This window comes from Microbacterium sp. 22303 (assembly GCF_052045265.1).
GTDB lineage: Bacteria > Actinomycetota > Actinomycetes > Actinomycetales > Microbacteriaceae > Microbacterium.
In genome coordinates, this window is record NZ_JBQEOQ010000006.1 from 280,299 (window position 1) to 300,300 (window position 20,002).

The 20,002-nt window shown below is 70.9% G+C and carries 18 protein-coding genes; 12 read left to right on the top strand and 6 right to left on the bottom strand.

Annotation, left to right across the window (positions count from 1 at the left end; translation table 11 throughout):
- The first annotated feature begins 8 nt into the window (after positions 1-8).
- From ACTJI8_RS17270 to ACTJI8_RS17285, 4 genes are all read left to right on the top strand, one after another.
- Positions 9-707 (top strand): RNA polymerase sigma factor, encoded by a 699-nt coding sequence (locus ACTJI8_RS17270; protein ID WP_440734657.1) that lies wholly within the window; start codon positions 9-11, stop codon positions 705-707.
- Positions 697-1,167 (top strand): hypothetical protein, encoded by a 471-nt coding sequence (locus ACTJI8_RS17275; protein ID WP_440734658.1) that lies wholly within the window; start codon positions 697-699, stop codon positions 1,165-1,167. Before ACTJI8_RS17270 ends, ACTJI8_RS17275 begins: the two co-directional genes overlap by 11 nt.
- A gap of 139 nt (positions 1,168-1,306) precedes the next feature.
- A complete protein-coding gene (locus tag ACTJI8_RS17280; protein ID WP_440734659.1) occupies positions 1,307-2,956 on the top strand; it encodes a S8 family serine peptidase in 1,650 nt (549 codons plus the stop codon).
- A 27-nt stretch (positions 2,957-2,983) separates the two neighbouring features.
- Positions 2,984-5,452: a CHAT domain-containing protein gene (locus ACTJI8_RS17285; protein WP_440734660.1), complete on the top strand. Its 2,469-nt coding sequence runs from the start codon at positions 2,984-2,986 to the stop codon at positions 5,450-5,452.
- 192 nt (positions 5,453-5,644) lie between these two features.
- On the opposite strand, the gene ACTJI8_RS17290 is transcribed toward ACTJI8_RS17285, so the two are convergent.
- Positions 5,645-6,520, bottom strand: a complete 876-nt coding sequence (locus tag ACTJI8_RS17290) for a sulfurtransferase (RefSeq protein ID WP_440734661.1) — start codon at positions 6,518-6,520, stop codon at positions 5,645-5,647.
- A gap of 88 nt (positions 6,521-6,608) precedes the next feature.
- On the opposite strand from ACTJI8_RS17290, the gene ACTJI8_RS17295 reads away from it, so the two are divergent.
- The 4 genes from ACTJI8_RS17295 to ACTJI8_RS17310 all read left to right on the top strand — a co-directional run bounded on the left by ACTJI8_RS17295 (position 6,609) and on the right by ACTJI8_RS17310 (position 10,398).
- Positions 6,609-7,646, top strand: a complete 1,038-nt coding sequence (locus tag ACTJI8_RS17295) for a Gfo/Idh/MocA family protein (protein WP_440734662.1) — start codon at positions 6,609-6,611, stop codon at positions 7,644-7,646.
- Between the two features lie 31 nt (positions 7,647-7,677).
- The gene (locus tag ACTJI8_RS17300) at positions 7,678-8,604 is read left to right on the top strand and encodes an NYN domain-containing protein (protein ID WP_440734663.1); all 927 of its coding nucleotides are present in this window, start codon (positions 7,678-7,680) and stop codon (positions 8,602-8,604) included.
- Between the two features lie 193 nt (positions 8,605-8,797).
- Positions 8,798-9,418: a DUF4166 domain-containing protein gene (locus ACTJI8_RS17305; protein WP_440734664.1), complete on the top strand. Its 621-nt coding sequence runs from the start codon at positions 8,798-8,800 to the stop codon at positions 9,416-9,418.
- A complete protein-coding gene (locus tag ACTJI8_RS17310; protein WP_440734665.1) occupies positions 9,415-10,398 on the top strand; it encodes an epimerase in 984 nt (327 codons plus the stop codon). The genes ACTJI8_RS17305 and ACTJI8_RS17310 overlap by 4 nt, the downstream gene beginning before the upstream one ends.
- Before the next feature lie 122 nt (positions 10,399-10,520).
- On the opposite strand, the gene ACTJI8_RS17315 is transcribed toward ACTJI8_RS17310, so the two are convergent.
- The 4 genes from ACTJI8_RS17315 to ACTJI8_RS17330 are packed head-to-tail and all read right to left on the bottom strand — an operon-like array spanning position 10,521 to position 14,268.
- Positions 10,521-11,513 carry an epimerase gene (locus ACTJI8_RS17315; RefSeq protein WP_440734666.1) on the bottom strand — a complete coding sequence of 331 codons (993 nt, stop codon included), beginning with the start codon at positions 11,511-11,513 and terminating at the stop codon, positions 10,521-10,523.
- Positions 11,510-11,881: a PLD nuclease N-terminal domain-containing protein gene (locus tag ACTJI8_RS17320; protein WP_440734667.1), complete on the bottom strand. Its 372-nt coding sequence runs from the start codon at positions 11,879-11,881 to the stop codon at positions 11,510-11,512. Before ACTJI8_RS17320 ends, ACTJI8_RS17315 begins: the two co-directional genes overlap by 4 nt.
- A gap of 42 nt (positions 11,882-11,923) precedes the next feature.
- Positions 11,924-12,853: an aldo/keto reductase gene (locus ACTJI8_RS17325; RefSeq protein ID WP_440734668.1), complete on the bottom strand. Its 930-nt coding sequence runs from the start codon at positions 12,851-12,853 to the stop codon at positions 11,924-11,926.
- Positions 12,850-14,268, bottom strand: a complete 1,419-nt coding sequence (locus tag ACTJI8_RS17330; protein ID WP_440734669.1) for a DUF2252 domain-containing protein — start codon at positions 14,266-14,268, stop codon at positions 12,850-12,852. The genes ACTJI8_RS17325 and ACTJI8_RS17330 overlap by 4 nt, the downstream gene beginning before the upstream one ends.
- A 199-nt stretch (positions 14,269-14,467) precedes the next feature.
- On the opposite strand from ACTJI8_RS17330, the gene ACTJI8_RS17335 reads away from it, so the two are divergent.
- The 3 genes from ACTJI8_RS17335 to pgi all read left to right on the top strand — a co-directional run bounded on the left by ACTJI8_RS17335 (position 14,468) and on the right by pgi (position 18,247).
- Entirely contained in the window at positions 14,468-15,958 is a 1,491-nt protein-coding gene (locus tag ACTJI8_RS17335; RefSeq protein ID WP_440734743.1) for an amino acid permease, read from the top strand.
- A gap of 121 nt (positions 15,959-16,079) precedes the next feature.
- Positions 16,080-16,460, top strand: coding sequence for a VOC family protein (locus ACTJI8_RS17340; RefSeq protein WP_440734670.1), 381 nt, complete (start codon positions 16,080-16,082; stop codon positions 16,458-16,460).
- Between the two features lie 104 nt (positions 16,461-16,564).
- On the top strand, positions 16,565-18,247 hold the full coding sequence (pgi, locus tag ACTJI8_RS17345) for a glucose-6-phosphate isomerase (protein ID WP_440734671.1): 1,683 nt from the start codon (positions 16,565-16,567) through the stop codon (positions 18,245-18,247).
- A gap of 295 nt (positions 18,248-18,542) precedes the next feature.
- On the opposite strand, the gene ACTJI8_RS17350 is transcribed toward pgi, so the two are convergent.
- A complete protein-coding gene (locus ACTJI8_RS17350; RefSeq protein WP_440734672.1) occupies positions 18,543-18,749 on the bottom strand; it encodes a DUF6458 family protein in 207 nt (68 codons plus the stop codon).
- Between the two features lie 136 nt (positions 18,750-18,885).
- On the opposite strand from ACTJI8_RS17350, the gene ACTJI8_RS17355 reads away from it, so the two are divergent.
- Positions 18,886-19,986, top strand: coding sequence for a serine hydrolase domain-containing protein (locus tag ACTJI8_RS17355; protein WP_440734673.1), 1,101 nt, complete (start codon positions 18,886-18,888; stop codon positions 19,984-19,986).
- Positions 19,987-20,002: the final 16 nt, after the last annotated feature.

Below are 20,002 nucleotides of genomic sequence, written 5' to 3' on the forward strand. Positions count from 1 at the left end.
TGGGCGCCATGACGGCCACCGGCGACCGTACGCAGCCGTTCGACGAGCGCGACGGGGCCTTCGGCGACGCCGGCGAGCGGGTTCGAGACGCGGCCGGCGGCCGGAGCGCGGCGAGCGACGGCGCCGGATCGGATCCGCCGCGATGGGAGCGGGCGACGGCGCTCTTCCTGCGCTGGCGCGATGGCGAGCCCCGCGCAATGGACGAGCTCGTGCGCCTGATGACACCCGTGCTGTGGCACGTCGCGCGCGCATACGGGCTGGACCGTGCCCTGGCCGAGGACGTCGTGCAATCCACCTGGATGGCGCTCATGCGCCGGCACGCCGCGATCGCCGAACCACGCGCCATCTCGGGGTGGCTGACGATGTGCGCCCGGCGCGAGGCGTGGCGCGTGAGCCGGATGCAGCGCCGAGCGGATCCCACCGAGGCGGAGTTCCTCGAGCCGCACCTGCCCGCGGGCGAGTCCGCCGAGCGCCAGGCGCAGCGCGGCACCGAGGCGGGCGCGCTCTGGAGCGCCGTCGCGGCGCTGAACGCACGGTGCCAGCGGCTGCTGCGCATCGTGGCCTTCGAGGAGCGGCCGGATTACGCCCGGATCGCGCAGGACCTCGCGATGCCGATCGGCTCGATCGGGCCGACCAGGCAGCGCTGCCTGGGCAAGCTCCGCGCGCTGCTGGAGCAGGACGGATGGGAGGACGACGATGACCGTTGACGAGACAGCGGCCGACGCGGCGCTCTTCGCGCGGCTGCGCGTCGAGTGGGGAGTCCACGATCCGGTGCCCGCCGGGCTTGCGGACCGGATGGTCGCCGCGGTCGCGGTGGAGGACCTCGGGCGCGAGTACGCGTTGCTGACGCTGGTGGAGCAGGAGGGGTCGATCGCCGTGCGCGGCGAGGCGGATACGGCGACCCTGCAGTTCAGCGATGGCACCACGGGCGTCGTGGTGCACGTCACGACGACCGAATCGGATCTGCGCCGGATCGACGGGTGGGTCGACGGGGCCGTTCTCGCGATCCGCCTGATCCAGCAGGACCGCGACTGGTCCGCGGAGATCGCGGGCCCCGGCCGGTTCGCCTTCGACGCGGTGCCGAGCGGTCTTTCGGCGCTGCGGCTGGTCCTGCGCGGGGCGGACGGCGAGCCGACGGAATTCCGCACCCCGCAGTTCGAAGTGTGATGCGAGACGACGGATCGAGCAGGAGACACGGATGGCACGGGACGATGAGGGACAGCATGGCCAGGGCGAGGACGGACGGAGGCCCCGCTCGCGACCGAGCTGGCGGGAGAGGGAGCGCGCGGCGCGATTCAGGGGTGCGGTGCTCGACGTGACCCTGCAGCCGGCGCACGGCCCCGCGGCGCACACGACCGTCTACGAGCCTGACGTGCTGCTGGTGCGGCCGGCGTTCTTCGAGCCGGACGCATCGGGCCGCCGCGGAGATGAGCGGCTGGCCGCCCTCGCCGCGGCGCTCGGATGGAGCGTGACCGTGGAGCGCCTGGAGGACTCCCCCGACGCGCGGAGGACCGGTGACGGATCGCGAGCCTCACGACGGGCGCCGGGGGGCGACGCCGGGCCGGACGCAGGGCGCACAGACCGGTCACGCGATCCCGGCGTCGCGGATTCCGCGCGTCTGCGGATCGCCGTGTCAGCAGGCGCGGCCCGCGACGCCCGGCCGGTGCTCGCGCCGGACGCCTGGCGTCTGCTCGTGGCGGCGCGCGACGACGGCATCCCGGGTCTCGCACTGAACCACGTGCTCGGGATCCATCCGTTCACGGGAAATCCGTTCACCGGCAACCCCTTCACCGGAAACCCGTTCACAGGCAATCCGTTCACCGGCAATCCGTTCACCGGCAATCCCTTCACCGGTAACCCCTTCACGGGCAACCCGGCGGGGATCGCGAGCTACGGGTTCCCCGGCCTCGGCGGACGACAGCCCGTCGCGTGGACCGGAGCGGCGCCCGCGCGCGCCCCGCTGCCCGCAGGCGCACGACGTCCGGTCGTCGCCGTGCTGGACACCGGCTGCGGCGCGCACCCATGGTTCGGGAACACGCCGGGATCCGCACCGGATGCGGATCCCGTGCTGATCACGCGGACGAGCCTCACCGGCGAGCCGCTCGGGCTGAGCGATCCGGCGACGGATCCGGAGACGCACCCGAGTCTGAGCGAGCCCCTCGACGGGCATCTGGATCCGGTCGCGGGGCACGGCACGTTCATCGCCGGGCTCGTGCTGCAGGCCTGTCCCGAGGCGCAGATCCTGCCGGTCCGGGTGTCCGACGGCAACGGCATCATCATGGAGAACGACCTGCTGGGCGCGCTCGGGCGCATCGTCGGACTCCTCGAGTCCGGGACGCTGCACCTGGACGCGATGAGTCTCTCGTTCGGCTTCTTCCACGAATCCCCCGGCGCCGAGGAGACGCAGAGCGAGCTGTACGCGCTGCTGCAGCGTGTACGCAGGACCGGGTGCGTCGTGGTGTGCTCGGCCGGCAATGATGCGACCGACCGCCCCTCGTCGCCCGCGGCGCTCTTCGCCTGGGGCCCGGAGTCGGGCATCGATCCTGCCGATGAAGCGGGCCTCGCCCCGCAGGTCTCCGTCGGCGCGCTCAACCCGTCGGCGCGCTCGGTGGCGCTGTTCTCGAACTTCGGCCCGTGGGTGCGCACCTACGTGATCGGCGTCTCGGTGCTCTCCACCCTGCCGGTGTCGTTCGACGGGGGGACACAGGCCGGGATGCGCGACGACGCGGAGGATCGCCGGCGCGAGACGCTCGATCTCGACGACTTCGCGGGAGGGTTCGCGGTGTGGAGCGGCACCTCGTTCGCCGCGCCGATCGTGGCCGGACGGATCGCGCACGAACTCGGCTCCGGAGCACTGGCTGCGAGAGCACCGACGACCGCCGCGGACGCGGTGGATGCCGTGCTCGAGCACTGCCTGGACCAGGACGGGTCGCGCCCGAAGAAGACACTCCCGTAGCGGACGCCGAAGCGTCATGCTGTGAGGGTGACGCTGACGGCGGATGAGCTGTACCGGCGCGGCCGCGCGCAGCTGAACGCCGGCCGGAACGCTGCAGCGCGGCGCGAGTTCCTGCGCGCGCGAGCGCGCACCGAGGATCCCAATCTCCGGGCCAGGATCGCGGGCTCGCTCGCCGCGATCACGATCCGCCAGGGAGATCGCGCCTCCGCCGAGGCCGTCTGCCTCGAGGCGCTGCGCCTGCCCGGCCTCTCTGTGACGACAGCGGCCATGCTCTACGGTCAGCTCGGCCTGGTCGCCCTGGAACGCGGCGACCTGCCGCGAGCGGTGACGCTGCTGGATCGCGGCATCGCCGGCATCGGCGATGAGGTGGAGCATCGCGGACCGATGCTGCTCAATCGCAGCGTGGCGCACATGCAGGCAGGGCGGTTGGCGCCGGCGATCGCCGACCTCGATCGGGCGGTGCTCGACTACGCGGCGACGGGCGACGAGATCTCACGTGCCATGGCCGTGCACAATCGCGGCTACGCGGCACTGCTCGCGGGCGAGCTGGTGCCCGCGCTGGAGAAGATGGGCGAGGCGCAGGCGGTGCTGAGCGCGGCGTCGGCAGTGAATGCGGCGATCTGCGACCGCGATCGGGCCGAGGTGCTGCGTGACGCCGGCCTCACCCGCGATGCGGAGCGCACGCTGGAACGGGCGATCCGGGTGTTCGGAGCGCATCGGATGAGGCAGGCGCGCGCGGAGGCGGAGTTCCATCTCGCCCGCTCCCTGCTGAGTCATGAGCCGGAGCGGGCGGCGGCGATCTCCGCCGCGGCCGCACGGCGGTTCCGCGCCGTGGGGAGCGAGTCATGGGCGGTGCGCGCCGAGGCCGTGCGGCTGCGCGCGCTGCTGACCGTGGAGACCGAAGGACGGCCTACCGGGCTGCGCGCTCCGAGCGACGCCGGCGTCGACCGCGTCGAGGCGCAGCTGCAGCACCACCGGCTTCGGGGCGAGGCGTCGTCACTGCGGCTCGCCTGGCAGCGCCACCACGCGCAGACCGGCAGCGCAGTCCCGGTTGCGCAGGCGCGGATACGGGTGTCGCCGGGCGCGGGACTGCAGGTGCGTCTGCTCGCCCAGGAGGTGCGAGCGGCGCGGGCCGCCGCTGCCGGGGATGACGCGGGCGCACGTCGGATCGCCGCGGCGGGCCTGGACGAGCTCGCCGCGTGGCAGGCCTCGTTCGGCAGCCTGGATCTCGCCACCGCCCTCGTCATGCACGGCACGGGATTGCTCTACGCCGGGCTGGAGGCAGCGGTGCGCTCCCGTCGGCCGGCGGTGGTGTTCGAGTGGTCGGAGCGCGCCCGGCACCTGAGCCAGCAGACCGTGCCGCTGCGCCCTCCGCCCGACTCCGGGTTGGCCGCGGATCTCGCCGAGCTGCGGATGCTCCGTTCCGAGGCCGCGTCCGGCGACTGGCTCGCACAGCCCCGCGCCGCCGAGCTGAGCGAGCGCGTGCGGCAGCGCGAGTGGTCCTCGATCGGCCGGGCTGGAGGTCGGGAGCGCGCCGCGCTCGACGAGCTGCAGGTGGCGCTCGATGACGACAGCGCCTTCGTCGCCTACGCGTATCAGCGCGATGGCCTGGTCGCGATCGCCGTGACCGCCGACGACGCCCGGGTGATCGACGTCCCCCGCTGGCCCGAGGCGCGACGGGCGATGGCCGGTCTGCGCGCCGATCTGGATGTCGCAGCGACCGTCCGCGACGGTCCCATGGGCTCGGTCGTGCGACGCGCGCTCGACGAGCGGCTCATGATTCTGTCGGAGACGCTGCTGACGCCGGTGCTCCCCGTCGTGGGCGATCGGCGCCTCGCGCTGGCTGCGGCGGCGATCCTGAACGGCCTCCCCTGGGGCATGCTGCCCGGGATGCGCGGCCGGGTGTTCACCCTGACCGACTCGGCGACGCAGTGGCTGCGTGCCCGCGGTGAGGCGCCATTCCGAGGCGCCGGTTTCGCGGTCGGTCCGCGTGTCGTCCGGGGCGCCGAGGAGGTCGCCCGTGCCGCAGCCGCGTGGCCGGGCGCGCAGGTGCTCGGTCCCGACGCGGCGACCGTGGGCGCGACGACGGAGCTGTCCACGCGGGTGAGCGTGCTGCACGTCGCCGCGCACGGTCGCCACGCCGACGGCAACCCCATGTTCTCCGGCCTGGAGCTCGCCGACGGTGCCCTCTTCGGCTATGACATCGACCAGATGGGGCGGGTCCCGGACACCGTCGTGCTGTCGGCGTGCGAGGTCGGACGATCGTCCGTGCGCTGGGGGTGGGAGGCGATCGGCATGACCAGGGTCTGGCTGCATGCGGGCACGCGCGCGGTCATCGCGTCGCCCGTGATCGTCGCGGACGACGACGCGTGCGAGCTTCTCGGCGCGGTCCACGCCGGACTCGCCGCGGGGCTCGCCCCCGCGCACGCACTGGCACGGGCGACGGAGCAGACGGGCGTCGTCTCCCCCTTCCAGACGCACGGCAGCGGCTTCTGAGCCCGATGTATCACCGGACGCCCTGGGTGCTCTTCTTCTGCGGATCGATACGGTGCGGCCACTGCGAAGAGCGTCGGTCACTGGGGACACCGTGAACTGGGGACGTGCGAAGTCGGGTTGACGCACAGCGATCCGAGGGAAGGGGCGCCGCCGAGGGGACCGGCGGCACCCCTTCCTGCGTGCTTCGCCGGGTCACTCGTCCAGCGGGTCATCCTCGGCCGGCACGGGTCCGACCTCGACCGGGCGGCCCGGACTGTTCGACCACGCGCTCCAGGATCCGGGGTACACGGTCACCTCCCGGCCGATGAGCGCGCCGGCGAGAGCGAGCTGAGCCGCCGTCACGCCGGATCCGCAGTAGGCCGCGATCGGCACCTCTTCCCCGGCGCCCGCGGCCTCGAACGCCGCCACGATCTCGGCAGGGCTGCGGAAGCGCCCGTCGGCGGTGAGCAGCTCGGCGATCGGCAGGTTGCGCGCGCCCGGGATGTGTCCGGCGACGGGGTCGATCGGCTCGGTCTCGCCGCGGAAGCGCTCGGGAGCACGCGCATCGAGCAGCACTCCGCCCCACCCTGCGATCTGATCGGTGTCGAGCACGTCCGCGGTGCCGGGCCGGCTCAGTACGACGTCCCCCGGCGGCGGGATGATCTCGCCCTCCTCGATCTCTCCCCCGGCCTCGCGCCATGCTCCGAGACCGCCGTCGAGCACGCGCACGTCCGCGATCCCCGCCCGGCGCAGGGCCCACCACGCGCGGGATGCGGGCAGCGAGCGGGAGTCGTCGTAGACCACGACGGTCTGCCCCTGTCGAATACCCCACCGTCGCGCCGCCTCCGCCAACGCATCGTCGGAGGGCAGCGGATGCCGGCCCTCCGACGCCGCACCGTGACCCGCGAGATCGGCCTCCAGGTCGGCGAACACCGCGCCGGGGATGTGTCCCGCGAGGTAGTTCGCGTGCCCGTCCGCGAAGCCGAGGCGGTAGCGCACATCGAGGATCCGCGGATCGGCGCCGTCGTCGGCGACCGGCTCCCTCTCGAGAAGGGCGCGGAGTTCGGCGGCGGTGATGAGGTCTGCCATGGTCCCATCATGCCAACCTCCTTCGTGAGCGGCACGGGCGGCGCCCGGCGCCTCCGCCGGGCGATCCGATACCCCCTACGCTGGAGACATGACCGGCCACTCCCCCCGTCCAGCGCTTCGCTGGGGCATCCTCGCCACGGGCGGCATCGCCGCCGCCTTCGCCGCCGACCTGCGTACGGCGGGGCTCGACCTCGTGGCCGTCGGATCCCGGTCGCAGGAGTCCGCCGCCGCCTTCGCCGCGCGCTTCGGCATCGCCCGGGCGCACGGATCCTATGAGGCGCTCGTGGCGGATCCCGAGGTCGACATCGTCTACGTCGCCACCCCGCATCCGATGCACCACGCCGACGCCCGTCTCGCTCTCGAGCACGGCAAGCACGTGCTCGTCGAGAAGGCGTTCACCCTCAACCGCGCCGAGGCGCAGGATCTCGCCGACCTCGGTCGTGAGAAGGGTCTGCTCGTCATGGAGGCCATGTGGACCCGGTATCTGCCGCACATGGCACGTCTGCGCGAGATCATCGCCGCCGGAACGCTCGGTGAGATCCGCGCGGTCTCGGCCGACCACACGCAGTCGCTGCCGACGGATCCGGCCCATCGTCTGAACGCCCTCGAGCTGGGCGGCGGGGCGCTCCTGGACCTCGGGATCTACCCGATCTCGTTCGTGCACGACGTCCTCGGCGCGCCGGTGACCGTTCAGGCCACGGGGCGCCTGGTGGAGACCGGCGCCGACGCGGAGGTCGCCACCGTCATGACGCACGCCGGAGGCGCCATCTCCACGACGCTCTCCTCGTCGCGCGCGGCCGGCCCCAACACAGCCGTCGTGCTCGGCACCCGGGCCCGCATCGAGATCGACCGGGTCTGGTACTCCCCCACGACCTTCCGCGTGATCGCCGCCGATGGCACCGTGCTCGAGGAGTTCGACGGTCGCACCACCGCTCATGGTCGCGGTGGCGGACGCGGCATGCAGTACCAGGCGCTCGCCGCCGAGCGGTACGTCGCGGAGGCCGCCGAGCGCGGCTCGGCGCCGGACAGCGATCTGCTGCCCGTCGCGGAGTCGGTGGCGATCATGGGTCTGCTCGATGAGATCCGCGGGCAGATCGGCGTGCAGTATCCGGGCGAGACCGCCTGATACCCGAGAACCTCCGAACCGAAGGAGCCCCATGGCCGAGCCGCAGGACACCCGTGTCGCCGTCTATCTCGACTTCGACAACATCGTCATCTCCTGGTACGACCGCGTGCACGGACGCAACGCGTACAGCAAGGACCGTCAGCGGATCCAGGACAATCCGGCCGACGCCGAGGTCGCGGAGCGGCTCAAGGCCGCGATGATCGACGTCGGCGCGATCATCGACTACGCCTCCTCGTTCGGCACGCTGGTGCTCACGCGCGCATATGCCGACTGGTCGTCGCCGGTCAACGCCGAGTACCGGTCGCAGCTGGTGGCCCGGGCCGTCGATCTCGTGCAGCTCTTCCCAGCCGCCGCCTACGCGAAGAACGGCGCCGACATCCGCCTGGCGGTCGACGCCGTGGAGGACATGTTCCGCCTCCCCGATCTCACCCACGTGGTCATCGTCGCCGGCGACAGCGACTACGTGCCGCTCGCACAGCGGTGCAAGCGCCTGGGCCGGTACGTGATCGGCGTCGGCGTCGCCGGCTCCACCGCCAAGTCGCTCGCCGCGGCCTGCGACGAGTTCGAGGCCTACGACTCGCTTCCCGGCGTCGAGCGCGCGGTGACGCCGGCAGCGCCGGCCGAAGAGGCGGCACCGAAGAAGACGGCTGCCAAGCAGACCCAGGGCGCACGCAAGCAGTCCCGCGCGACCACCGAGAAGGACGTGCCCAGCACGTCCGATCAGGAGCAGGCCACGGCGACCCTCGTGCGCGCGCTGCGCCTCGGGCACGACAAGAGCGACGGCGACGAATGGCTGCACAGCTCGGCGGTGAAGACGCAGATGCGGCGCATGGACCCCTCGTTCAGCGAGAAGGCGCTCGGCTACCGCTCGTTCAATGCCTTCGTGAAGTCGCGGGCCGACATCGCCGAGCTCGAGGAGTCCGGCCACGAGCGCCTCGTGCGCCTCAAGGACGCCTGAGGGTTCAGCGCCACCGGTCTTCCCCGCTCGCCGCGCTCGCGCTTCGGCGTTCAGGTCGCAATATCTGCTCGTTCCGAGCGTCTGGAAGAGCAGTTTCTGCGACCTGAAGGGCCAGAGTTGTCCTCCCGAAGGCCCGGAGTTCTCTTCCGGAAGCCCCATTTGCATAATTGAACATGTTCGATAATCTGAACCCGTGACCATCGGATCCCCGTACGCGATCGCTCTCGGCAACCGCATCACCGCGCTGCATCCGCGTCTGCAGGCGTACGTCCAGCCGATCCCCGCGGGGAGGGTCGGCGTCGGCGACGGCGTCTTCGAGCGGGTCGGCTGCCGGAACCCCGTCCTGCGGACACTGCTCGGCCCGGTGCTGCGCATGTTGCAGCGACGCGGTGCGGTCTACGCCGGCTGGGCGCAGGCAGTCCCGTTCACGGTGCGCAACCGCGACGGAGTGGGCCGATCCGCAGAGCGCACGCTGCACCTTCGCACCGACCCCTGGACCATGCGCGATCAGGTGCACCCGCTGCCGCACGGCCGGGTCGTGGATCGCCTGGGACGGGGTGGAGTGGTCGCCGCGGTCTTCGAGGTGACGGCATCCGACGGCGCCCTCGAACTGCGGAGCACTCGGGTGGGCCTGCGACTGGGACGAGTGCGGATCCGGTTCCCGCAGTGGCTCGCTCCGCGGATTCGACTACGGGAGAGCGCAGACGACGCGGTCGGCGCGCAGCGGGTCGCTCTGACCGTGGACATACCGCTGCTCGGCCGCATCCACGAGTACGCCGGCACGTTCCAGTACCGGATCGAGGAGGACGCATGAACGGAGCGGACACCCGCCGCGGACGGGTGGTGCTCGGCGGATCCACGGGATTCATCGGCCAGGATCTCGCCCGGCGCTGGCGCGCCGCGGGACGCGAGGTCATCACGATCTCCCGTCACGGCGCCGACCTGACCTGGGGAGACCAGGCCGGGATCGATGCCGCCGTCGACGGCGCGGATCTCGTGGTCGGGCTCGCCGGCAAGAGCGTGAACTGCCGCTACACACCGGCGAACCGTGCCGAGATCTTCCGTTCGCGCGAGGAGACGACCGCCGCCCTGCGCACCGCGATCGGACGTGCGGCGACCCCGCCCCCGTTGTGGGTGAACTCCTCGACGGCGACGATCTACCGGCATGCGGAGGACCGGGCTCAGACCGAATCGACCGGAGAGCTCGGCACCGGGTTCTCCGTCGAGGTCGCGAGGGCGTGGGAGCGCGCACTGTTCACGGGCGAACTGCCGGGAACGCGCCGCGTGGCGCTGCGCACCGCGATCGTGCTCGGTGACGGCGGCGTGCTCGCCACCCTGCGCACCCTCACCCGGCGGGGCCTCGGCGGCACGCAGCACGACGGACACTGGCCGATCGGCCGCGCCCGTCGTGCGGCGGGCACCGCACACGAGTTCCGCACCCGGGGAGGGCGGCAGCGATTCAGCTGGGTGCACCTCGACGACGTGGCGGGGATCATCGCCTTCCTCGAGGCTCACCCCGAGCTGGAGGGCCCCGTCAACGTGGTGTCCCCGGGGGCCGGCGACAACCGGACGCTCATGGCGACGATCCGCCGCGCCCTGGACGTGCCGTTCGGGCTGCCGCAGCCGCGCTGGATGCTCGAGCTCGGCGCGATCGGGATCCGCACCGAGACCGAACTGATCCTGAAGAGCCGCTGGGTCGCGCCGGAGAAGCTCCTCGCCGCGGGCTACGCGTTCGCGCACCCCGACCTCGACGAGGCCGTGCGCGCTTCGTTCACGACCGCCGCCCGCGCCTGACGCCCTCTGGCGCCGCGCTCAATGGTCGCAGATTGCCGTCACCCAAGGGCCGAAGCCGCAATATGCGACCAGCGAGCAGCCGGGCTCAGCGTCCTTCGAACTGGCGCCGCGAGCAGCCGGGCTCAGCGCCCCTGGATCTGACGCACAGCCCCGGACAGCTCCGGGAACCGGAACACGTATCCGGCGTCCTCGAGCACCTGCGGCAGCACCCACCGGCTCTTCAGGATGAGCTCGGATTCGGTGCGCAGCACGGCCATCCCCGGCTCGAGCACGAAGCGCGGCGCGGGCAGCCCGAACGGCGCGCGCACGGCCCTGCGCAGCGTGCGCATGAGCTCGATGTTGGTCACCGCATTCGGCGACGCCATGTTCACGGGCCCCGTGATCTCGTCGTGGTCGCGGAGGAATCGCACCGCCTGCACGAAGTCCTGCTCGTGCATCCAGCTCAGCCGTTGCCGGCCCCGCGAGTGCTCATAGTCGGGCCGCGCGGGCTCGGTGGGATGCGGGCCGATCCCTCGGTAACGCCGATGCGGGAACCACCAGCCGTCGTACTGCGATCCGCCGAGACCCAGCCGAGCCAGGCGCAGCAGCATCGTCATGACCGGAGCACCGTGGCCCAGCACGAGCGACGTCCGCAGGGCGATCCGGCGGGTTCCCGGAAGCTCACCGGCGAACAGCGCGGCCTCCCACTCCCGGGTGACGTCGGGCGAGAAGCCCCGCTCCTCGAGCGGATCCGCCTCCGTCCGCGGCGTGGCGAGCGAGTAACGGTAGGCGGTGGCGGAGCTGCCGTTCATCCACACCGCCGGTGGATCGGCGGCGGACGAGATCGCGCGGTGCAGGGCCGCCGTGGTGCGTACGCGCGAGCGCAGGATCTCGTCGCGGTTGCGGTCGGTGTAGCGGCAGTCGATGCGCCGGCCGGCCAGGCCGATCACGAGCGCGGAGCCGTCGACCAGACGGAGGATCCCGTCCTCGTCATCCCAGCGCGCATCGGCATCGACACCCCGCCCGATCGTGCGCACGTCGTAGCCGTCGATCCGCAGCGCATCACGCAAGGCGGTGCCGAGATAGCCGCTGCCGCCGCCGATCACGGCGCGGGGACGCTGCGGTGCGGTGCTCATTCCGTGCCCTTCTCGCCCTGCTGCTTCTTGCGCTTCTCGATCTCGGCGCGCAGTCGCCACTCCTCGATCTCGCGATCCAGGTCGGCGATCTGTTCCTCGGTGCTGCGTGTGTCGCGGGGCTGCGACGGCGCGGCGGGCGCCGGCGGGCCGGAGCGGCGCTCGCGCGGACGCGGCAGCCGGATCCCCTCCCCGTCGTATTCGCGACCGACCAGGAACCAGATCAGGGATCCGGCGAGCGGCACGATGATCACGAGGATGATCCAGAAGACCTTGGGCAGGTGCTTCACCTGGTCGTCGCGGCGCGTGATGATGTCGATGAGCGCGCCGATCAACAGCAACAGCACGAGGATCGAGAACACCAGGCCCATGCCGACAGCCTAAGAGATCGCGGACGCGCTCCGACCCAGCCCCTACGGCAGGGTGTGTCCGGCGGCGCGGAACAGCTCGTACCACTCGGCGCGGCTGAGCTCGACGTCGGCGCCCTCCGCCGCCTCCTGCACGCGCGACGGCGTGGTGGTGCCGAGCACGACCTGCATGCCGGCGGGGTGCCGGGTGATCCACGAGGTGGCGATGCCCGTGGGCGTGACGCCGTGCGCGGCCGCGATCCGGTCGATCACCGCGTTGAGCTCCGGGTAGGCCGGGTTGTCCAGGAACACTCCGGTGAAGAAGCCCGCCTGGTAGGGCGACCACGCCTGGATGGTGATGCCCTCGATACGGCAGTACTCCACGATCCCGCCGCCGTCGCGGACGATGCTCTGATCCAGGCCGGCCATGTTCGCCGCGAGCGGCTGCGCGATGATCGGCGCGTGCGTGATGGACAGCTGCAGTTGGTTGGCGATGAGCGGCTGCGTCACCGCGGTCTTCAGCAGATCGATCTGCCGCGGCGTGTGGTTGGAGACGCCGAAGGAGCGCACCTTGCCGGAGGTGTGCAGCTCGTCGAAGGCGCGCGCGACCTCGTCCGGCTCCACGAGGGCGTCGGGGCGGTGCAGCAGCAGCACGTCGATGCGGTCGGTGCGCAGCGCCTTCAGGGAGCCCTCGACCTGTCCCATGATGTGCTCGTAGGAGAAGTCGAACATCCCCTCCGAGGGCACGATGCCGCACTTGGTCTGCAGGGTGATCTCGTCGCGTTCCGCAGCGGACAGCCCGAGTGCGGCGCCGAAACGGTCCTCGCAGACGTGCATCGCACCGCCGTAGATGTCGGCATGATCGAAGAAGTCGATCCCGTTCGCTCGCGCGGTGTCATACAGCTCGCGGATCTGAGTGTGGGTGCGCCCGTCGATGCGCATCATCCCGGCGACGACCGCCGGAGCGGATCCGGATCCGAATCGGACCTGCTTCATGATCTGCTCTCCTCCCGCGCAGCGTGCTGCGCTGTGTCCGGTGCGGCGTGCGTCACGCCCTGCTCGGCCGCCCGTGCCACGAACGACCGGTAGTCATCATCCGCCAACTCGGCATAGGCGTTGGCCCAGCTCACCAGGATATCGGCGAGCTGGGCGCCCTTGCCCGCGTATCCGGCGATCTGTGCGGCCGCGGGCGCCTGCGCGTGCGCGCGGGCGAGCGTGATCGCGCAGGCCACCGCGTATTCGCGATACCCCTCGTCCTCGACCTCGTCCGTGTCGATCGAGCCCTTCATGTCGTGGAACTGACGCACGTAGTAGTCATCACGGGAACCCTTGATGTGCCCCAGGAAGGGATCCGAGAACGCCTGCAGCACCCGCTGCACGCCGACGACGCGCGCTCCTTCGCCGCCCTCGCGGATCCGTTCCTGAAGGTCGGCGGGCTGCTCGATCCCGCCGTACTCCTCGAGCACGCTGCGCCCCGCCTGCTTCACCTGCAGAAGCAGCGGCTCGGCGTCAGCGGTGCCGAGCACGGCGAGGAAGCAGCGTGTGCCGACGCTGCCCACGCCGACCACACGGCGCGCCACGTCGCGCACCCGGTACTGGCGCAGCAGCAGCTGGATGTCGATGTTCGCGGTGGCGGCGTACCGCTCGAAGGCGGTGTCGCTGACCTCGCGGATCTCGGGATCGGCGTGCGTCATGACCGGGGGCTGCTCGACGAACCGCAGGTGGCCGTCGTCGCCACGGACCGTCAGTTTGCGTGCGGCGCGGGCCCCGGTTCGCTTCTCGGCGGCGGCGATCGCCTTCTGCAGGGTCTGCTGCGAGTCGACGTCGAGTCCGTCCCTTGCCGCGGTGGCATCGAAATGGGCGAAGTACCGCTGCAGCGGATCCGCGTCGACGGCGGCACGCAGCGCTCTCGCGTACGCGAGGACGCATCGCCGCGCTGCATCGTCGGCCAGGGCCTGCCCACGGTTTCCCCGAGCGCCGATCACGACGCTCGCGACGAGCCGCTTGAGGTCCCATTCCCAGGGCGCCCACGCGGCCTCGTCGAAGTCGTTCAGGTCGAACATCAGCGTGCGCTGGGGAGACGCGAAGAAGCCGAAGTTGCCGATGTGGGCGTCGCCGCAGGACGGCACCAGTATCCCCGTGTGCGGCTCGCGCGCGAAGTCCGCGGCCATGATCGCGGCCGTGCCCCGGTAGAACGCGAACGGATCGGCGGCCATCCGCTCCGTGCGCAGCGGCACGAGATCCTGCAACCTCGTGCTGTTCTGGCGATCGAGGATCCCGAGCGGGTCGCGTCCGGTCGTGGTGATCGTCGCCAGGGCGGTGCGGGGCATGCGGTCACGAGCGGCTCTGCCCGCGGCCAGCCCTTCCGCCCGGGAGAGCATCGTGTCGCCGGCGAGGCTGGTTTCGGTCATGGCCCATTGTCCCCCGCGCCGGTTCGTTCGTTGCCCTGCGCACCGGATCCGAGGCATGATCTCCGATGCACGATGATCGGCTGTCGTCCCGGGGCGGCCCAGAGGAAAGGCATCGCAGATGAGCGATCAGAACCCCGGCCACGCGGTCGATCCCGAGGACGCCCTCGAGAACGAGCGCGAGCTCACCGGCGATCGCCTCATGGCGGTCGAGGACTTCTCCAGCGAGGACGCGGGCTACCACAAGGCCCTCAAGCCCCGTCAGATCCAGATGATCGCGATCGGCGGCGCCATCGGCACCGGACTGTTCATGGGAGCGGGCGGGCGCCTGGCCTCGAGCGGGCCGGCGCTGATCATCGTCTACGCGGTGTGCGGCTTCTTCGCGTTCCTCATCCTGCGCGCGCTCGGCGAGCTCGTGCTGCATCGTCCGTCCTCCGGATCCTTCGTTTCGTACGCCCGCGAGTTCTACGGCGAGAAGGTCGCTTTCGTGAGCGGCTGGCTCTACTTCCTCAACTGGGCCATGACGTCCATCGTCGACGTGACCGCGGCGGCGCTTTATGTGAAGTTCTGGGCGCACTACTGGCCCCCGCTGCAGGCCGTGCCGCAGTGGCTCATCGCACTCGTCGCGCTCGTCGTGGTGCTGTCGCTGAACCTCGTCAGCGTGAAGCTCTTCGGCGAGATGGAGTTCTGGTTCGCGATGATCAAGGTCGTCGCGCTCGTGGCGTTCCTGATCATCGGGACGGTCATCCTCATCATGCAGGCCCCGACCGATGTCGGGCCCACCGGCTTCTCGATCATCGCGGAGCACGGCGGAGTCTTCCCGATGGGCCTGTTCGCCCCACTCATCGCGATCTCCGGCGTGGTGTTCGCGTACGCCTCGATCGAGCTCGTCGGCACGGCTGCGGGCGAGACGGCCGAGCCTGCGAAGATCATGCCCCGTGCGATCAACACCGTCGTGATCCGGATCGCGATCTTCTACGTCGGCTCGATCCTGCTGCTCTCGCTCCTGCTTCCGTTCAACACCTACAAGGCCGGGGAGTCGCCGTTCGTGACCTTCTTCACCCACCTCGGCGGCGCCGAGACGGGCGCCGTGGCCGGATCGGTGATGAACTTCGTCGTGCTCACCGCCGCCCTCTCCAGCCTGAACGCCGGGCTGTACTCGACCGGCCGCATCCTGCGGTCCATGTCGGTGAACGGGTCGGCGCCGCGCTTCACGGCACGGATGAGCCGCAACGGCGTGCCGTACGGCGGCATCCTGCTCACCTCGGTCATCACGCTCGCGGGCGTCGTCCTGAACGCGGTGGTGCCGTCGCAGGCCTTCGAGATCGTGCTCGAGGTCTCTGCGCTCGGCATCATCGGCGGGTGGGCCACCATCATCCTCTGCCAGCTGCGCCTGCACGCGCTGACGAAGAAGGGCCTGCTCGAGCGATCGTCATTCCGGATGTTCGGCGCCCCCTACACCGGATACCTCACCCTCGCGTTCCTGCTGTTCGTGCTCGTGACCATGGGCTTCACCGAGACCGGCCGCTGGGTGCTGCTCTCCCTCATCGTCATCGTCCCGGCCCTCATCGTGGGGTGGTTCGCCGCCCGCAAGAGGATCCTCGCAGCCGCCCAGGAGCGCGAGGGCTACACCGGCATGCACTCCGTGCTCCCGCACCGCCAGGCGACCGAGGCCCTGCGCGACGACAGCTGACCGCGCCTTCACGGTTCCCGCCGTCCGGCTCGCGGCCGAGTCCGAATGTCGGACGCCCGGCGTAGCGTCGGAACGACGGCGGATCCCCCGCTACGGTTTCCCTCTCAAAGGAGCGTGCAGCATGGACTGGAAGATCGAGCTCATCTTCGTGCCGGTCACAGACGTCGATCGTTCGAAGGAGTTCTACGAGCGCATCGGCTTCCACGCCGATCATGACCAGACGCCGTTCGAGGGGCTGCGCTTCGTGCAGATGACGCCTCCCGGATCCGCCTGCTCGATCGCGTTCGGAACCAACCTCGGGGTCGATCTCGAGCCGGGCAAGCAGAACACGATCCAGGTCGTCGTGCCGAACGCCGACGAGGCTCTGGCGCATCTGCGCAGTGTGGGCGCAGAAGCGACCGATGTCGATGAGCAGGCCTGGGGCCGCTTCGTCACGTTCGCCGATCCCGACGGCAACCGCTGGACGCTGCAGGAGCTGCCGGACCGCAGCGCTCAGGCCTGATCCCCGACCCGGAGCGGGGCGCGGCGCGCGCCCCGCTCCGGGTCACGCGGGGGCGGCGCGACTTCGTCCGCACGGCGTGCCCCGGGCGCGCTAGCGTGGGCTCTATGAGCTCCCCGATCGACGCCACCACGACGCCCGCCTGGACCGCACTCACCGCGCTGCGGGAGTCGTTCTCTCCCGATCTGCGCGGCTGGTTCGCCGCAGACCCGGAGCGCGTGGAGAGTCTGACCTTCGACCTTGCGGACCTCCGCGTCGATCTGTCGAAGAACCTCATCACGCCCGAGATCCGTGCGGCCCTGGTGCAGCTCGCCGAGCAGACCGGCGTCGCCGAGCGCTTCGCCGCGATGCTGGCCGGTGAGCACATCAACACGACCGAGGACCGCGCCGTGCTGCACACGGCGCTCCGGCGTCCCGCGGACGCCTCCCCCGCGCTCGTCGTCGATGGCCAGGACGTGGACCACGACGTGCACGCGGTGCTCGACGCGCTGAGTGCTTTCGCCGACCGGATGCGCTCCGGCGAGTGGCGGGGCGTGACCGGCAAGAAGGTCACGCACGTCGTCAACATCGGTATCGGCGGATCCGATCTCGGCCCGGTCATGGTCTACGAGGCGCTGAGGCCCTACGCCGATGCCGGGGTTCAGGCTCGCTTCGTCTCCAACATCGATCCGACCGACATCGCCGAGAAGACCGCGGATCTGGATCCCGAGACCACGCTGTTCGTCGTCGCCTCGAAGACCTTCACGACTCTCGAGACCCTCACCAATGCGCGGCTCGCCCGCGACTGGCTCTGGGAGCGTCTCGCGGCCGCCGGCGTCGACGTCGCGACCGACGATGCCCGCAGCGATGCGGTCGCGCACCACTTCGTCGCCGTCTCCACCGCGCTGGACAAGGTCGCCACGTTCGGCATCGACCCCGCCAACGCGTTCGGCTTCTGGGACTGGGTCGGCGGACGCTATTCCGTGGACAGCGCGATCGGCCTGTCGCTGGCGATCGCGTTGGGCCCCGGCGTGTTCCGAGAGCTGCTCGCCGGCTTCCACGCCGTCGACGAGCACGTGCGCACCACTCCCCTGGAGCGCAACGTGCCGGTGCTGATGGGCCTGCTCAACGTCTGGTACTCGAACTTCCTCGGCGCGCAGTCGCACGCGGTGCTCCCCTACGCGCAGCAGCTGAGCCGCTTCCCCGCGTATCTGCAGCAGCTCACCATGGAATCCAATGGCAAGTCGGTGCGCTGGGACGGCACGCCGGTGACGACCGACACCGGTGAGGTGTTCTGGGGCGAACCGGGCACGAACGGACAGCACGCGTTCTACCAGCTCATCCATCAGGGCACGCGGCTGATCCCTGCCGACTTCATCGCCGTTGCCAACCCCGCCTATCCGCTCGCCGATGACGGCCGCGACGTGCACGGCCTGTTCCTGGCGAACTTCCTCGCGCAGACCAAGGCACTCGCCTTCGGCAAGACGGCGGAGGAGGTCGAGGCCGAGGGCACGACCGGCGCGCTCGTGGCGGCGAGGACCTTCGCCGGCAACCGTCCGACGACGTCGATCTTCGCGCCCGCACTCACTCCGGCCGTGGTGGGTCAGTTGATCGCCCTGTACGAGCACATCACGTTCACACAGGGCGTGATCTGGGGCATCAACTCGTTCGACCAGTGGGGCGTCGAGCTCGGCAAGCAGCTCGCCCTGCAGATCGCCCCCGCGATCGAGGGCGATCAGGACGCGATCGCCGCGCAGGACCCCTCCACCCGTGCGCTGCTCGCCTACTACCGTGAGCACCGGAAGGCCTGAGGCGCCGTGATCGGCGAGGATCAGGTCGAGATCGGCGCACTGGCGCTGAACGTCGCGATCCCTCCAGAGCTGCGGTGGGAAGGTGAGCGCCGCGGCGAGCGGTTCGAGCTGCAATCCGTCACCGTGCGACTGCTGCCCGACGGGACGCTCGCCCGGTGCGGCACTCCCCCGAGATCGACGCGCTCATCACGGACGCGGCGACCGGGGCTGCACGACGCTGGGCCGCGCACCGTGGCCTCTGACGCCGCCGTTCATCGCGGCCTTCGCGGATGCCTCCCGCGCGCTCGGTCGCGCGTCAGAGAAGATCCTCGTCGCTGACCGGCCCGGTGCGACGCCCGCGCCGCGTGAGCATCAGGATCAGGCTCAACAGGAACACGACCGCACCGGCGATCATCAGGATGTATCCGACGAGATGCAGGTCGATCCAGGTGACCTGGATGTTGAGCGCGAACTCGAGGATCGCGCCGATGACGAAGAGGACGATGCCCGCTCCCATACCCATGAGGTTCAAGCCTCCGATCCGCGGCCGGGTGCCGCAGACCCTCACGGTAGGTGAGGTCATGCGGGAGGTCAGGGGGCTTGACAGCGGGCAGGTTGTCCTGCATCGTCGTGGGGCTGCGAACGAGAAGGGGAGATCGATGACGCCATCGTTGCAGGAGCTCCTCGACAGGCACGTCGCGAGCGGAACCGCGCCCGGGATCGTGGTCGCCGACGGGGATGCCGCAGGCCGGCTGGACATCCTCTCCTCGGGCGATCTCTCGGTCGACGCCATCGTGCGCATCCAGTCGATGACGAAGCCCGTGCTGGCGGTCGCGACGCTCCAACTGGTGCAGGAGGGGCGGCTCGACCTCGACGCTCCGGTGCAGCGGTGGGTGCCGGAGCTCGCCGATCGCCGCGTTCTGCGCACGCCGCAGTCAGCGCTCGACGAGGTCGTCCGCGCCGAATCACCCATCACCGTCCGGCACCTGCTCACCAACACCTCCGGCTACGGCATGACGACCGCTCCCGGACCGCTGCGGGACGCGATGGTGCGGGGTCGCACCCACGCGAGCCAGGCCCCGGTCGCGCTCGGCGCACAGGACTGGCTGGATGCCCTCGCCGAGCTCCCGTTGATGTTCCAGCCCGGTGCGGGATGGCGGTACCACCACTCCTTCGGGATTCTCGGGATCCTCCTCGGCCGCATTGTGGAGCGCCCCCTGCCGGATCACCTCGCCGACGAGATCTTCGACTCGCTCGGCATGGTCGACACCGGATACACCGTTCCGCAGCAGCAGGCGCATCGCCTCCCCGCGGCCCACCGTCATGACGGCGCCGGGGCTCTCATTGAGATCGAACCCGCCGGATCCGGCTTCTACGTCGCACCGGCACCGTTCGACCTGAGTCACGCCGAGCTCGTCTCGACGGCGTCGGATTACGCGGCGTTCTCTCGGATGCTGGCTTCCGGCGGCCGTGCGGGCGGCCGGACGATCGTGCAGCCGGGCCTGCTCGACGAGATGCGGACCGACCGCGTTCCGGCGCGACTCAAGACGCCGGACAGCTTCTTCCCCGGCTTCTGGGACGGATTGGGCTGGGGCTACGGCGTCGCGGTGCAGACGGACGGGCCGCACCGGGGCCGCTACGGGTGGTCCGGAGGGCTGGGCACCGACGTGTACATCGATCCCGACGGATCGTTCCGGGTGATCCTGACCCAGATCGAGATGGGTGCGGAGACGATGGCACTCTTCGCGGATCTCGCCTGAGCGGCATTCCGCCCGG

Bases quoted from the DNA above. Each gene is read 5' to 3' on its own strand.
- ACTJI8_RS17270 (WP_440734657.1), top strand. From the start codon at position 9: ATGACGGCCACCGGCGACCGTACGCAGCCGTTCGACGAGCGCGACGGG.
- ACTJI8_RS17275 (WP_440734658.1), top strand. From the start codon at position 697: ATGACCGTTGACGAGACAGCGGCCGACGCGGCGCTCTTCGCGCGGCTG.
- ACTJI8_RS17290 (WP_440734661.1), bottom strand. From the start codon at position 6,520: ATGGCAGACCTCATCACCGCCGCCGAACTCCGCGCCCTTCTCGAGAGG.
- ACTJI8_RS17295 (WP_440734662.1), top strand. From the start codon at position 6,609: ATGACCGGCCACTCCCCCCGTCCAGCGCTTCGCTGGGGCATCCTCGCC.
- ACTJI8_RS17300 (WP_440734663.1), top strand. From the start codon at position 7,678: ATGGCCGAGCCGCAGGACACCCGTGTCGCCGTCTATCTCGACTTCGAC.
- ACTJI8_RS17310 (WP_440734665.1), top strand. From the start codon at position 9,415: ATGAACGGAGCGGACACCCGCCGCGGACGGGTGGTGCTCGGCGGATCC.
- ACTJI8_RS17315 (WP_440734666.1), bottom strand. From the start codon at position 11,513: ATGAGCACCGCACCGCAGCGTCCCCGCGCCGTGATCGGCGGCGGCAGC.
- ACTJI8_RS17320 (WP_440734667.1), bottom strand. From the start codon at position 11,881: ATGGGCCTGGTGTTCTCGATCCTCGTGCTGTTGCTGTTGATCGGCGCG.
- ACTJI8_RS17325 (WP_440734668.1), bottom strand. From the start codon at position 12,853: ATGAAGCAGGTCCGATTCGGATCCGGATCCGCTCCGGCGGTCGTCGCC.
- ACTJI8_RS17330 (WP_440734669.1), bottom strand. From the start codon at position 14,268: ATGACCGAAACCAGCCTCGCCGGCGACACGATGCTCTCCCGGGCGGAA.
- ACTJI8_RS17335 (WP_440734743.1), top strand. From the start codon at position 14,468: ATGGCGGTCGAGGACTTCTCCAGCGAGGACGCGGGCTACCACAAGGCC.
- ACTJI8_RS17340 (WP_440734670.1), top strand. From the start codon at position 16,080: ATGGACTGGAAGATCGAGCTCATCTTCGTGCCGGTCACAGACGTCGAT.
- pgi (WP_440734671.1), top strand. From the start codon at position 16,565: ATGAGCTCCCCGATCGACGCCACCACGACGCCCGCCTGGACCGCACTC.
- ACTJI8_RS17350 (WP_440734672.1), bottom strand. From the start codon at position 18,749: ATGGGTATGGGAGCGGGCATCGTCCTCTTCGTCATCGGCGCGATCCTC.
- ACTJI8_RS17355 (WP_440734673.1), top strand. From the start codon at position 18,886: ATGACGCCATCGTTGCAGGAGCTCCTCGACAGGCACGTCGCGAGCGGA.